At 54.8% G+C, this 13,982-nt stretch carries 13 protein-coding genes; 3 read left to right on the top strand and 10 right to left on the bottom strand.

Features of this window, described 5'->3' with window-relative positions; genetic code table 11:
* Positions 1-3: 3 nt before the first annotated feature.
* From MWH02_RS03810 to yceD, 4 genes are read right to left on the bottom strand one after another with little or no spacing between them, the layout of a single operon-like run.
* Complete coding sequence (locus MWH02_RS03810; RefSeq protein WP_271459925.1) at positions 4-957, bottom strand: beta-ketoacyl-ACP synthase III; 954 nt, start codon at positions 955-957, stop codon at positions 4-6.
* Entirely contained in the window at positions 958-1,998 is a 1,041-nt protein-coding gene (plsX, locus tag MWH02_RS03815) for a phosphate acyltransferase PlsX (protein ID WP_271459926.1), read from the bottom strand. It lies immediately after the preceding gene.
* Positions 1,999-2,024: 26 nt separating this feature from the next.
* Complete coding sequence (gene rpmF, locus MWH02_RS03820) at positions 2,025-2,195, bottom strand: 50S ribosomal protein L32 (protein ID WP_007885783.1); 171 nt, start codon at positions 2,193-2,195, stop codon at positions 2,025-2,027.
* Positions 2,196-2,209: 14 nt separating this feature from the next.
* The gene (yceD, locus tag MWH02_RS03825) at positions 2,210-2,731 is read right to left on the bottom strand and encodes a 23S rRNA accumulation protein YceD (RefSeq protein WP_007885785.1); all 522 of its coding nucleotides are present in this window, start codon (positions 2,729-2,731) and stop codon (positions 2,210-2,212) included.
* Between the two features lie 140 nt (positions 2,732-2,871).
* Here yceD and MWH02_RS03830 point away from each other — a divergent pair, with 140 nt between their 5' ends.
* Entirely contained in the window at positions 2,872-3,456 is a 585-nt protein-coding gene (locus MWH02_RS03830) for a Maf family protein (protein WP_271459927.1), read from the top strand.
* Between the two features lie 11 nt (positions 3,457-3,467).
* Here MWH02_RS03830 and rluC read toward each other — a convergent pair whose 3' ends face one another.
* The gene (rluC, locus tag MWH02_RS03835; RefSeq protein WP_271459928.1) at positions 3,468-4,424 is read right to left on the bottom strand and encodes a 23S rRNA pseudouridine(955/2504/2580) synthase RluC; all 957 of its coding nucleotides are present in this window, start codon (positions 4,422-4,424) and stop codon (positions 3,468-3,470) included.
* A 301-nt stretch (positions 4,425-4,725) separates the two neighbouring features.
* Between rluC and MWH02_RS03840 the strand changes: the two genes are divergently transcribed.
* Together MWH02_RS03840 and rne are read left to right on the top strand one after the other, a co-directional pair.
* Entirely contained in the window at positions 4,726-4,932 is a 207-nt protein-coding gene (locus tag MWH02_RS03840) for a hypothetical protein (RefSeq protein WP_271459929.1), read from the top strand.
* A gap of 64 nt (positions 4,933-4,996) precedes the next feature.
* Positions 4,997-8,260 carry a ribonuclease E gene (gene rne, locus MWH02_RS03845; protein WP_271459930.1) on the top strand — a complete coding sequence of 1,088 codons (3,264 nt, stop codon included), beginning with the start codon at positions 4,997-4,999 and terminating at the stop codon, positions 8,258-8,260.
* 170 nt (positions 8,261-8,430) lie between these two features.
* Here rne and flgL read toward each other — a convergent pair whose 3' ends face one another.
* The 5 genes from flgL to MWH02_RS03870 form a co-directional block, all read right to left on the bottom strand.
* Positions 8,431-9,399: a flagellar hook-associated protein FlgL gene (gene flgL, locus MWH02_RS03850; protein ID WP_271459931.1), complete on the bottom strand. Its 969-nt coding sequence runs from the start codon at positions 9,397-9,399 to the stop codon at positions 8,431-8,433.
* Between the two features lie 18 nt (positions 9,400-9,417).
* Complete coding sequence (gene flgK / locus MWH02_RS03855) at positions 9,418-11,061, bottom strand: flagellar hook-associated protein FlgK (RefSeq protein WP_271459932.1); 1,644 nt, start codon at positions 11,059-11,061, stop codon at positions 9,418-9,420.
* Between the two features lie 118 nt (positions 11,062-11,179).
* On the bottom strand, positions 11,180-12,121 hold the full coding sequence (gene flgJ / locus MWH02_RS03860; protein ID WP_192413667.1) for a flagellar assembly peptidoglycan hydrolase FlgJ: 942 nt from the start codon (positions 12,119-12,121) through the stop codon (positions 11,180-11,182).
* Positions 12,121-13,227, bottom strand: coding sequence for a flagellar basal body P-ring protein FlgI (locus tag MWH02_RS03865; protein ID WP_101760846.1), 1,107 nt, complete (start codon positions 13,225-13,227; stop codon positions 12,121-12,123). Before MWH02_RS03865 ends, flgJ begins: the two co-directional genes overlap by 1 nt.
* 12 nt (positions 13,228-13,239) lie before the next feature.
* On the bottom strand, positions 13,240-13,950 hold the full coding sequence (locus tag MWH02_RS03870) for a flagellar basal body L-ring protein FlgH (RefSeq protein ID WP_097094260.1): 711 nt from the start codon (positions 13,948-13,950) through the stop codon (positions 13,240-13,242).
* Positions 13,951-13,982: the final 32 nt, after the last annotated feature.

Genomic DNA, 13,982 nt, shown 5'->3' on the forward strand with positions numbered 1-13,982 from the left:
CAATCAAAAGCGAACCAGCGCAGAACCCCAGGTGAAACCGCCACCAAAGGCTTCCAGCAGAATCAGTTGTCCCGGCTTGATACGGCCATCGCGCACCGCTTCGTCAAGTGCACTTGGCACTGACGCGGCCGAGGTATTACCGTGACGATCCAACGTGACCACAACTTTCTCCATGCCCATACCGAGCTTTTTGGCGGTTGCGCTAATAATGCGCAGATTCGCCTGATGCGGCACCAGCCAGTCGAGCATTTCACGATCAAGATTGTTGGCTTGCAGAGTTTCATCCACAATGTGCGCCAGTTCAGTCACGGCCACTTTGAAGACTTCATTCCCCGCCATCGTCAGATAAGCAGGCTCATCCTGATGGGCACGATCCTGATACGGCAGCGTCAGCAGTTTGCTGTAACGGCCGTCGGCGTGCAGATGGGTAGAAAGGATGCCTGGCTCTTCGCTTTGACTCAGCACCACCGCGCCCGCGCCATCACCAAACAGAATGATGGTGCCGCGATCGTTAGGATCGAGCGTACGTGCCAGCACGTCTGCACCGATCACCAGCGCATGTTTTACCGCACCATTTTTAATGTATTGATCGGCAACGCTCAGTGCATAGGTGAAGCCCGCACAAGCAGCGGCCAAATCGAAGGCAGCGCAATCGTTAATCTCCAGCATTTGCTGGATCATGCATGCTGAACTTGGGAAGGCATGGCTGGAAGAGGTGGTCGCCACAATGATCAGGCCAATTTCGCTCGCATTCACACCCGCCATTTCCAACGCGCGCTGTGCTGCGGTGAAGCCCATAGTAGCAACGGTTTCTTCCGGAGCGGCAATACGACGCTCACGGATGCCGGTACGGGTGACAATCCACTCGTCCGTCGTCTCGACCATTTTTTCCAGATCCGCATTGGCGCGAATCTGCTCAGGCAAATAGCTGCCCGTACCGATAATTTTGGTAAACATCTACGCTTTGTCACTCCTGGCTAATACAGTGTCAAGGCGCGCCGCAATCCTTTCAGGGACTTGCTTTCGCACCGTCTGCTCTGCCTGCTCTATCGCCACGGCAAATGCACGTTGATTCGCCGCACCGTGGCTTTTGATCACTGTCCCGCGCAATCCTACCAGACAAGCGCCATTGTACTGGTCGGGGTTGAGATGGCCGAAACGCTTCGCCAGACGCTTTTGAATCCAGCGTCCCAGCAATGTTAGCCACCAGGCCCGTTTTTTTCCTTCCTCTGACGATTTAATCAGAGAGAGGAACATTCTTACCACGCCTTCCATGGTCTTCAACGTGACGTTACCAACGAAGCCATCACAAACCAGCACATCCGTCTTGCCGGTGAGGAGATCGTTCCCCTCAAGATATCCAATATAGTTGATTTGCGGTGACGCCCGCAGCACCGCAGATGCGGCGCGGATTGTTTCCAATCCTTTGGTCTCTTCCTGACCAATATTCAGCAGCGCAACACGCGGCTGGGCGATCTCCAATACTTCTTCGGCCATCACTGCGCCCATGATCGCAAACTGCACCAGCATGGCGCTGTCGGATTCAACGTTAGCGCCGAGATCCAGCACCACCGTTTTGCCATGCTGCTGATGCGGCAACACCGTCATCAACGCCGGACGCTCAATGCCATCCAGCGGTTTTAATAGCATTTTCGCCAGGCCCATCAGTGCGCCGGTATTTCCCGCACTGACACAGGCTTGTGCTTTCCCCTCTTTGACCAACTCTAACGCCACACGCATGGAACTGCCGCGGCTGTTACGAATCGCCTGAGAAGGTTTGGCATCACTTGCAATAACCGATTCGGCAGGAATGACCTGCACACGCCTCTGTAACGAGGAATCCGCTTTGGCAAGAAATGACGAGATGATGTCGGGATCGCCGACCAGAAGAAGAACCAGCTCCGAATGAGAGGCCAGTGCCTGCAAGGCTGCAGGCACTGTCACGCAAGGACCGAAGTCCCCGCCCATGGCATCAACTGCCAGGGTCAAACGTGTCAAGGTATCGCCTTGTGTAATCGCGAGGATTACTTGGTGATAACCTTGCGACCGCGGTAGTAACCATCCGCAGTGATATGGTGACGCAGATGAGTTTCGCCAGAAACTTTATCTACTGACAGAGCAGCAGTGGTCAGCGCATCGTGTGAACGACGCATACCACGCTTAGAACGGGTTGGTTTATTCTGTTGTACGGCCATGGACCTTACTCCTATTACTTACGCTTTAAACTGGCTAATACGGCAAAGGGATTTGGTTTTTCTGCCTCTGGAGGCAATTGACCAAATACCATGTCCGCGTCGGACACTTCACAGTGTTCAGAATCATGCACCGGAACCACGGGCAGCGCGAGGATGAGCTCATCTTCGATCACTGCCAGCAAGTCGATCTCACCAAAATCATTGACATCAACTGGCTCGTAGGCTTCCGGTAGTGCTTCGGCCTGTTCATCAGAAGAGACAGGACTGAAGCAATAGCTTACGTGAACATGACGTGGAAACGACTGGTTGCAGCGTTGACATGACAGAGTCACCTGCACTTCGGCTGTTCCTTGCAGAACGGCGAGGCGCTGGTTATCAACCGCAAACGACATATCGCATTCAACTTCACTGTCCACACTCACGACCGTTTCGGCCAAGCGCGCCACCAATTCAGGTGCATAAACGCCATGATAATCAAGGCGTTTTTGCGCGGCGCGGACCGGATCGAGCGTCAGGGGTAATTTTACCTTTTGCATAGGGCGCGCATATTAACTTTGTAACGTCATAGAGTCAAAGAAAAAGGCCGGTTTACGGCATCTTTCACCCGTTAGTCGCATCCAGTGCGGCGCATAGTTTAAAATGACTGTCATCTTTACGCTATCTATTCTGAAAAAAAATGACGACACCTTTGGTTTTAGCTTCTACCTCCCCTTTTCGTCAGGCGCTGCTAAGCAAACTGGGCCTGCCTTTTATTACCGCCGCTCCCGATTGCGACGAATCCCCGCTGCCGCATGAATCAGCCTCCGAGCTGGTGCAGCGGCTGGCATTAGCCAAAGCGCAGGCGCTGGCTGCACGTTACCCGGACCGCTGGATTATCGGTTCCGATCAGGTTTGTGTATTGAATGGCGAGATAACCGGTAAACCGCATACCGTGGAGCAGGCCTGCCAGCAACTCGCGGCCGCCAGCGGTAACGCCATCACCTTTTATACCGGCCTGGCGCTTCTGCAACCGCAGAGCGACACACAATCGGTTATTTGCGAACCCTTTACCGTGCATTTCCGCGAGTTGAGTGCCGAAGAGATTCGCGGCTACGTCGAAAAGGAACAACCGCTACAATGCGCCGGCAGTTTCAAAAGCGAAGGATTGGGGATTTGTTTATTTGACAGGCTAGAAGGTCGCGATCCTAATACCTTGATTGGCTTACCGCTGATCGCGCTAAATGAGATGTTAAGAGCGGTGGGCATCAACGCATTGTGTTGATGCCCCTACAATCAGTCTTTCTTCTGACGCAGCTGTGCAAGACAGTGTTTCAGTGCGCCATCCAGTGGCGCTTCTATGCGCAGCACTTCTCCGGTGTTGGGATGGGTAAAGGTCAACGCAGCCGCATGCAGGAACAGACGCGACAAGCCCGTCGAACCCAGCTGTGCATCAAAGTCACGGTCACCGTAACGATCGTCAAAAGCGATCGGGTGGCCACCGTGCAGCGTATGCACACGAATCTGATGGGTACGGCCCGTTACCGGGCTGGCTTTCACTAAGGTCGCGAAACCAAAACGCTCTTCTACTTTAAAGCGCGTCTCGGAAGGTTTGCCCTCCGCACTCACGCGCACCACGCGTTCGCCGCTCTGCAAAATGTTCTTTAGCAGCGGAGCCTGCACCACTTTCAGATGCGACGGCCAGTCACCGCGCACCAGCGCCAGGTAATCCTTCTGCATGCCCTTTTCGCGCAGTTGCTCATGCAGCGAGCGCAAAGCAGAACGCTTCTTCGCCACCAGCAGAATGCCAGAAGTATCACGATCCAGACGATGGACTAACTCAAGGAAACGCGCTTCCGGACGCAGCGCACGCAGCCCTTCAATCACGCCAAAACTTAATCCGCTGCCACCGTGCACCGCAGTGCCCGACGGTTTATTCAGCACCATCAGGTAATCATCTTCATACAGAATGGCATTGGTGAGCGCCGCAACTTTATCCAGTTTCGGTGAAACCGTGTTCTCTTCGCGTTCGGCAACCCGCACCGGCGGAATACGCAGCTCGTCGCCATCCTCCAGCTTATATTCCGGTTTCACGCGCTTTTTATTTACCCGTACTTCGCCTTTACGCAAAATGCGGTAAATCATGCTTTTCGGCACGCCCTTGAGCTGGGTGCGCAAAAAGTTATCAATTCGTTGTCCGGCATTTTCAGCCGTGATGGCGACATACTGTACGCCGGGATTCTCAGTTTTCATGGCGGCGATTCTAATTAGTGTACCTGGATAGCGCCACCCCTTTTTCTGTGCTTAACTCTCTCTTTGTCGCGTATTGAAACGGTGAAAATGGCGACATTTTCAACGATGCGATGATTAGCCCTGCAAATGAACAGGTTATGGATGAATAAACTTCTCAGCTTGGCAAAAGTCGCCTTGCTTAATGTGAGTTAGCAATGGAATAATGCAGGGGTTTCTGCCCTGGAAAGATTCAGGCAGGAAAAAGAGCGAAATAAGTCATTTTGCCGGATTTAACGGACACGCAGCAATGGCGTAAGACGTAATGTTAAATCAGGCACTTAGCGGGCTGCGGGTTGCGGCCTGGACGATAGACCAGGATGTGTGGATTTTTGAATACTCTGTAACATTTCCACCTTCAGGCGCTGGATTTCCTTATGAAAAACAGGCCACCGACAAGATTTGCGCCCCTTTAGCCGCCGACAACCGTGAGGTTGACGTCAGTGCATTAAGACACGGGGCCATCGGTTGATTCTCGTCCAGGGTAACGATGCCCGCAGCTAGATCACTCATGTGAGAATAACGAGTAAGTCACGATGAAAAGAATGTTAATTAACGCAACTCAGCAGGAGGAGTTGCGCGTTGCCCTGGTTGATGGACAACGTCTGTACGATCTGGATATTGAAAGTCCTGGACACGAACAGAAAAAAGCCAACATATACAAAGGTAAAATCACCCGCGTTGAACCCAGCCTTGAAGCTGCATTTGTCGATTATGGTGCAGAACGTCACGGTTTCCTCCCTCTGAAAGAAATTTCCCGCGAATACTTCCCCGCCAATTACAACGCACATGGTCGTCCGAATATCAAAGATGTGCTGCGTGAAGGTCAGGAAGTTATCGTTCAAATTGATAAAGAGGAACGCGGTAATAAAGGTGCAGCACTCACCACCTTTATTTCCCTGGCCGGTAGCTATCTGGTATTGATGCCGAACAACCCACGTGCCGGTGGTATTTCACGCCGCATTGAGGGCGACGACCGTACCGAATTAAAAGAAGCACTTTCCGCACTGGAACTTCCAGACGGCATGGGATTGATCGTCCGTACTGCGGGCGTGGGTAAATCTGCCGAATCACTGCAGTGGGATCTCAGCTTCCGTATGAAGCACTGGGAAGCCATTAAGAAAGCCGCAGACAGCCGCCCAGCGCCTTTCCTGATCCATCAGGAAAGCAACGTTATCGTGCGCGCCTTCCGCGACTATCTGCGTCAGGATATCGGTGAAATCCTTATCGATAATCCAAAAGTACTGGAACTGGCCCGTCAGCACATTGCTGCACTGGGTCGTCCGGACTTCAGCAGCAAAATCAAACTCTACACCGGTGAAATCCCGCTGTTCAGCCACTACCAAATCGAATCGCAGATTGAATCCGCCTTTCAGCGTGAAGTGCGTCTGCCATCAGGCGGATCGATTGTTATCGATAGCACCGAAGCCCTGACGGCGATTGATATCAACTCCGCACGCGCTACTCGCGGCGGTGATATCGAAGAAACCGCGTACAACACCAACCTGGAAGCGGCCGATGAGATTGCTCGCCAATTGCGTCTGCGCGATCTCGGCGGCCTGATCGTTATTGACTTCATCGACATGACGCCAGTACGCCACCAGCGCGCGGTGGAAAACCGCCTGCGTGAAGCGGTACGTCAGGATCGTGCGCGTATTCAGATCAGCCACATTTCACGCTTCGGCTTGCTGGAGATGTCGCGTCAGCGTCTGAGCCCGTCACTGGGTGAATCCAGCCATCACGTCTGCCCACGCTGCAGCGGAACCGGCACCATCCGTGATAACGAATCGCTGTCGCTGTCTATTCTGCGTCTGATTGAAGAAGAAGCGCTGAAAGACAACACTAAAGAAGTGCATGCCATTGTTCCGGTTCAGGTCGCCTCTTACCTGCTGAACGAAAAGCGTGATGCCGTTAGCGCCATCGAAAAACGCCAGGGCGGTGTGCGTGCCATCATCGTGCCAAACGATCAGATGGAAACGCCACACTACTCGGTACTGCGTGTTCGTACTGGCGAAGAGACGCAAACGCTGAGCTATCACTTACCGAAACTGCACGAAGCGGAAATGGCGCTGCCTTCTGAAGAAGAGCACGCTGAGCGTCGTCGTCCGGAGCAGCCAGCACTGGCCGCCTTCGCGATGCCTGATGCGCCGCCTGCGCCGGTTGAAGTGGTGAAAGAAACTCAGCCAGCGGCAGAAGTGAAAACCAAACCAGCAGTTGCTGCGCCTGCAGTAACCAACACGGGTTTCGTAGCTCGCCTGCTGAGTGGCTTGAAGAAACTGTTTGCCGGTGATGCGCCTGCTGCGGCGCCTGCTGAAACTAAGCAGGAAACCCCAGCCGTTGTTGCTGCTGAATCTGAAAACACCCAGCAGCGTGGCGAACGTCGTAACAATAACAACCGTCGCAACAACCGTCGTGAACGTACGCCGCGTAATGGCGAGAACGGTCAGGTGCGCGAAGGTCGTGAACCGCGCGAGCCGCGTGAAGCACGTGAGCCACGTGAAGCCCGCGAACCGCGTGATAATCAGGACAACCGTCGTAACAAGCGTCAGAACGAGCCGCGTGAAGCGCGTCCAGTGCTGAGCGATGAAGCGCTTGAGCAACGTGATGAGCAGCAGCAACAGCGCCGCGAACAGCGTGCCGATCGCCAGCGTCGTCGTCAGGAAGAAAAACGTGCTCAGCAGCAGGATCAGAAAGCCGCTGAACCGGTTGTTCAGGCGCCTGCGGTTGACGAAAACGTTGAGCACGAAGAAGAACGCGTTCAGGTCATGCCGCGTCGTAAGCAGCGTCAGCTGTCACAGCGCGTGCGTGTTGGCGAAACGCCTGACATCACTGTCGAAGCGCCGGTGGTTCATGATGCTGCCGTTGAAACTGCGCCGCGTGCTCAGTACAAAGAGCATCCTGAAGCCAGCAATGACGAGCAAGATGATAGCGATAACCGTGATAGCGCCAATATGCCGCGCCGTTCACGTCGTTCACCGCGTCACCTGCGCGTAAGCGGTCAGCGTCGTCGTCGCTATCGTGACGAGCGTTACCCAACGCAGTCTGCAATGCCGCTGGAATCTGCTGCTGCTTCACCAGAAATGGCGTCAGGCAAAGTGTGGATCTCTTACCCGGTTGCGCAAGCGCAGGAAGAGTACAGCACGCAAGATGCGATGCATGAAGTGTCGGATTACGGTTACCAGCAAACACCGGATGCCGAGACTCAACCCGCTGACGCTGTTGAACCGGCCGTTGAGCAGGTTGCCGCTGAAGAAGCCGTACATCAGGTTGAACCGCAGGCGCACACCGATGTGCCCGTGGTGAATACGGATGACGTCACGCCGATTGCCGCGCCCGTTAACGAAGAGCCATCAGTGATCTCTGCTGCTGACGAACAGGTTGCACAGGAAACCGCGGCTGAAGCGGAACCGGCTGCCGTGGCTGAAGAAGCGAAGCCTGAAGTAAGCGAAGTGGCTGCAGTTGCTGAACAGGCGCCGGTGGATGTATCGCCAGCCGTTGAAGCTCAGGTTGAAGACGTGCTGGCTGCGCCAGTCGCGGCTGAAGCCGAAGTCACGCCAGTCACTGAACCTCATGCGCCGGTTGCGGCACGTGATACCGCAGTGACCATGGTTGAGACGCGCTTCAAGCATCACGCGACTGCACCGATGACTAAAGCACCAGCACCGGCGTGGGAACCAGAACCGGTTCGCAACAGCGACTGGGTCCGTCCAGCCTTTGGCTTTGAGGGCCGCGGCTCAGCCGGTGGTCACAGCGCGACGCATCAGGCAACCGCACCGGCAACCCGTCCGGAAAGCGCGTAAGCTCTGGTAAGTCAGTCAACATCAAACCCCGGCCAGTCCGGGGTTTTTTATTGCCTGCGGGCGGCATTTATGGCGACCTGAATAACAGGCAAAAAAAATCCCACAGCCCCGAAAGGCGGTGGGAGAAACTAAGCGCACCCGGTTAAAGTACGCTCAAAGGTTCAGGTCAATTACGAATTAAGCTGGAACAGTGACAGCTTCGACATATCGGTGAAGGTCTTATACGAAGCTTGCAAGGCGGTTTGTTGCATGGTGTAGCTTGAAATGGCTTGGGTGTAATCAACCTGCACCAGATCCGTCATTTGCGATGCCATAATGGTGTCACGGTCATCACCCTGCGCGTCCAGCGTATCGAGTTCAGCCAGCTGTGAGCCCACGGCTGAACGCACTGCCAGCACGTTGTTCAAGGAGTTGCTCAAGCCACGGTTGGTTTTATCCATGGCATCCTGGAAAACCTGCTTGGTTGCATCATCAGCATCATCCTGCGGCGTTTTTAACGCTGCAATTGCACTATCGAGCATGTTAAACAGATTGGTCTCGCTGACACTGCCGTCCGGCTCGGCTTTCGCGTTGCTGGTTATCGACATAAATACTGACGATCCTGTGCTACTCACCGCCATCGTGCGACCATCATCGACTTTCTGCGTAATGGCATCCGCGCCACCCACATAAGTGACACCGGCCGGCGCACCGGCATCGCTGAAAGGTGCGACATCAGTCTGATAGCCCGCAAAAATGTATCGTCCATTACCATCACGGCTATTGGCCTGGTTAAGTAATTGTGAGCGAATGCCTTCTAATTTGGTGGCAATAGAAGCACGGTCATCGTCGCTCAGCGTACCGGTAGAACCATACACAATCATGGTTTGCGCATCCTGGATGCTGCTGGTCACGCTGGAGAGTGCGTTCTCTTCCATCGACAAGCTCTGATCGGCAAAGCTGCGTGCCGTGGCATATTGGGTACTTTTCGCCTGCGATTGCGAAAGCACGACGGCACGTGAGGCGGCGATAGGATCATCTGAAGGATTGCTGACGCGCAGTCCGCTAGAGAGTTGCTCACCTACTTTTAACCAGGAAGCTTGCGAATCGGTGATCCCGCGCACCTGCTGGTTGAAAATCATATTGGTACTAAGACGCATGGTATTTATCCTCTATGCTTAGCCGCGGATGCCCATCAGCGCATTAAAAATGGTACTCGCTGTTTGCAGCACTTGCGCGTTCGCCATATAGAACTGCTGATACTTAGTCAGATTCGAATACTCTTCATCAAGGTTGACCCCGGATACTGACTGCTGGCGATCGCTGAGCTGTGTCACCACGTTCTCCTGGGTGGTGCTGGCGGTTTTTAATGTACTGGTTTTATTACCGACGGTGCTGACAATGCTGGCGTAAGCCTGGGCGATGGTCGCATTACCATTCACCAGCTTGCTATCCTGCAGATCCAACAATTTCTGCACGTTACGGTTATCGCTTTCACCGCTGGTTGCGCTGGATGCCGCAGCAATTTGCGACTCATCGGTGATCGCGACCGACATGCCCGCAATGACGTTCTGGACCGGTTTGACCAGGAAACTGTCTTTCGCGTTAGGCGCGGGTGAGGTGCTCACCGTCAGTTTCAGGCCATCAAAGTTGAGGGTGCCGTCGGTCGCGTCTGGCGTAACGCTAAACTTCACGTTGTCAGACATGCGGGTCACCGACCAATTGCTGCCATCATAACTTACGGTGTAGTTAGAGGCTTTCATCGCGCTGGTGTCTGACCATGCCGCCGTAACGGTAGCCGCTGAGGTATTTTTGCTGTTACCCACTACGGTTGGCGAACCGATATTAAAGAAGTTGCCCCCCTGGTCGCCGTTGCTGTCATAACCTTCGCTGTGCACGGTATTGAAGCTGGTGGTGAACGCTGCCGCTAACTGGCCGAGCTGATTTTGCGCGGTATCCAGATCCTGGGTGCGGAACGCCAGCAAACCGCCGAGTGAACCGGTGGTTAGCGTCTTTTCAGGGATCTCAACGTTACCCGCCTGCTTATCGACATAACCGACAGTGGTACGTGTTGAATCGCTGCTGGACGGCATCGCCACTAAGCTGGTGGAGTTTTTACCATTCACCAACGTCACACTGCCCATCGAGACAATATAGCTGCCGTCCTGCTGGGATACGTTCACGCCCACCACATTGTTCAGGCTATTCACCAGCTGATCGCGCTGATCCAGCAAATTGTTCGGCGCCGCGCCACCGCCGGTGGTCAGCTTGGCGATCTGGCTGTTCAGGTCGGCAATCTGGCTGGTGAAGGTGTTGATCTGATCGACGTTCGAGGCAATATCCGTGTTAACGCTATTTTGCATATTGTTGAGATATTGCGCGGTGGTCTGGAATTGGTTCACCAGGCCTTGGGCGTAGCTCAGCATTGACTGACGCGCCGACGGGTCGTTGGCGTTACTCACCACGTTCTGCACGTTGGTGAAGAAGCTTTGGATTGAGGTCGACAAGCTGGTGGTCGACGTCGACAGCAGATCGTCAATGTTGGAAATTTGGTTGTATTGCGTGTTCACCGCGCTGTAGTTGGCGCTGGAGCCACGCAGTTGGGCGGTGATGAACTCGTCATACTCACGCTGTACGCCGGAGAGCGTTACACCGTTGCCGTAATAGCTGTTGCCCTGCAAGGTGCTGTTCGACTGCGACAAAATCGCCGTCTGACGCGAATAGCCCGCTACCGTGTAATTACTGATGTTGTTACTGGTGGTGCTTAATGCAGCCTGTGCGGCGCTCAGCCCACTCATCGCTGAGTTAATTATGCTGGACATCTCGGTTCCTTAATTTCCCGTTAACCGGGCTGGCAGTCATCAGTGCGATTGCGCGGACGAGAACGCCCGCGGCATGTGATTGTTATCGGCGTGCTTAAGTGAAACTTGAGAGCAAAAATCAGAACAAATCGGTGATGTCGTTGCTATACGCCTTCACCACTTTTTCGCCCATGTTTTTGAATTGCTGGATCATTCCCACCAGTTTCTGCGCATACTTTGGATCGGTGGCGTAACCGGCGGCCTGCAAGGCACGCGCGCCCTGCTCGGCACTCGGTGCGTTGGCAACGGCGGCATAACGAGGATTATTGGACAGCAGTTTGACGTAATCGCTGAGCGCTTCCATATAGGAACCATACACACGGAAACTGGCGCGCACTTTCTTCGCTGCCCCGCCTTCATATTCGGTGGTCATGATATCGGTGGTTTCACCCTTCCAGTCGCCGCTCGCCTTGATGCCAAACACGTTGTAACTCGGCTTGCCGTCGCGCGTCAGAATCTGTCGCTGGCCCCAGCCAGATTCCAGCGCGGCCTGCGCCAGAATCAGGTGATGCGGAATACCGCTCTGCTGGCTGGCGACCTGCGCCGGCTGCGCCAGCTGCGCGATAAAGTCGTTGCTGTCGCTCGGCAAACTGCTGGGCGAGACCGGCAAACGCGGCACCGCTTTACGCACCATCTGCTCCAGCTGATTCGACGGCAGGTTGCTATAGATGAAGCTGTTATCCAGCTTCATCGGCACCGTACCGGCGGTTTCGTCCGGCTCCTGAGCGGGCTGCATCTGCTTAACAATGATATCGGCCATGCCGAGACCACGTTTGCCGATGTCCTGCGCAATCTGCTGATCGTACATCGAGGTGAAAAGCCGCGTCTGATCGTTGCTCAGCAGGCCATCCTGCGGCAGCGCTGCACGCATGCTTTTCATCATCATCTGCACGAACATCCCTTCCACCTGTTTGGCCACCTGCATCGCCTTCCCTTTCGGGTCGGCGGCGGCTTCGCGTTTCAGGTCGTTCAGCGAGCGGCTGTCGTACGCCGCATTCACCAGCGATTGCGTATCGTTCATCAGATAATTTCCAGTTTGGCGCGCAAGCAGCCTGCGCTTTCCATCGATTGCAAAATCGACATCAGCTCAATCGGTGATGCACCCAGCGCATTCAGCGCACGCACCACGTTATTGAGGTTGGCGCTGGCGTTAACCCGTTGCAGCGCGCCGCCACTCTGACGCAGATCGATCTGGGTATTGTTGGTGGTCACAGTCTGCCCACCCGCCAACGGCGTATCCGGCTGACTGACGTTCTGCTGCTGATTGACGGTAACCGACAGATTGCCCTGCGCCACCGCACAGGTGTTGAGCGTCACTTCGCGGTTCATCACCACCGAACCGGTACGTGAGTTAATAATCACCTTGGCATCTTCGAGCGGCACCGCAACATCAAGGTTCTGAATTTCGGCCAGCAGACGCACCTGAGAACTGTTATTCGGCGATACGCGAATCTGCACAGTACGGGCATCCAGCGGCTGCGCCGAACCAATCCCACGGCTGTTGATGGCGTCGGCAATGCGCTGTGCCATGCTGAAGTCTTCATTATTTAGCTGCAGGTTAATGGTGTTCTGGCTACCAAAGTTGCTCTGCAGTTCACGCTCTACCGTGGCGCCGCCGGTAATGCGGCCACCGTTCAGCTGGTTAACCTGCACGCTGCTGCCACCGGCTGAAGCGCCAGCACCGCCGACCAGAATGTTACCCTGCGCCAGCGCATAAACCTGGTTATCGACGCCTTTCATCGGCGTCATCAGCAGCGTACCGCCGCGTAAACTCTTGGCATTACCCAGCGAGGAAACCACCACATCAACGGTTTGCCCCTGACGCGCAAAGGTTGGCAGCTTGGCGGTCACCATCACGGCCGCTACGTTTTTCAGCTGCATATTAGTGCCAGCCGGCACAGTAATGCCGAGCTGGGAAAGCATGTTGCTCACGGTTTGGGTGGTGAACGGCGTTTGCGTGGTCTGGTCACCGGTACCATCAAGGCCCACCACCAAACCGTAACCGATCAGCTGGTTGTCGCGCACGCCCTGCACGGAGGTCAAATCGCGGATGCGGTCAGCATGCGCCAGTAAGCTGAAACCGAGCAGCATGCCAAGGCTCAGGCGGAGCAGAGTCGTCATATTCATTGTTACTACCTCTTACATCGGCGAGACGTTCAGGAAGAAACGCTGGAACCAGCCCATCGTCTGCGCTTCATTGATATAACCATTTCCGACGTACTCAATACGTGCATCGGCCACCTGCGTTGACAGCACCGCGTTGCTGGCGCTGATGGTGCGTGGGTTAACCACGCCCGAGAACCGGATAAATTCGGTGCCCTGGTTAATTTCGATCTGTTTCTCACCCACCACGCGCAGGTTGCCGTTCGACAACACCTGATTGACGGTGACGGTGATGGTGCCCGTAAAGGTGTTGTTGGCTGTCGCGCCACCTTTACCGGCGAAGTCATTTTTGCCATTGGCATCCAGCGTGGCTTTTTCGCCACCGGCACCCACCAGACCGCTCAGGCCGGTTGGTACACCCGTCACACCAAAGCTGTTGCTGCCATCGCGGCTGGCATTGGCCGAAGAACTTTTGCTGGCGCTGACGTTTTCCTGCAAGGTGATCGTCAATGTATCGCCAATGTTGCGTGGACGACGATCCTCAAACAGCGGCTGATAGCCGTAGTTCAGCGGTGCGACGCCCTGAAAAATGGAACCGTTCACCACCGGCGGTGCGGATGGCGTCGGCTCTGCCGTAGTCGATCCCTGTACCAGTGGAGTGCGCGGAACCAGCGCACAACCGTTAAGCGTGAGTAGCAGCGTGGCTACCAACCAATGACCAGGCTTGAGAATCACTTGCTTCGCCACTTTTTGACCTTCTTCATGTTGCTTAATCAGGC

This window comes from Pantoea leporis (genome assembly GCF_028048155.1).
GTDB lineage: Bacteria > Pseudomonadota > Gammaproteobacteria > Enterobacterales > Enterobacteriaceae > Pantoea > Pantoea leporis.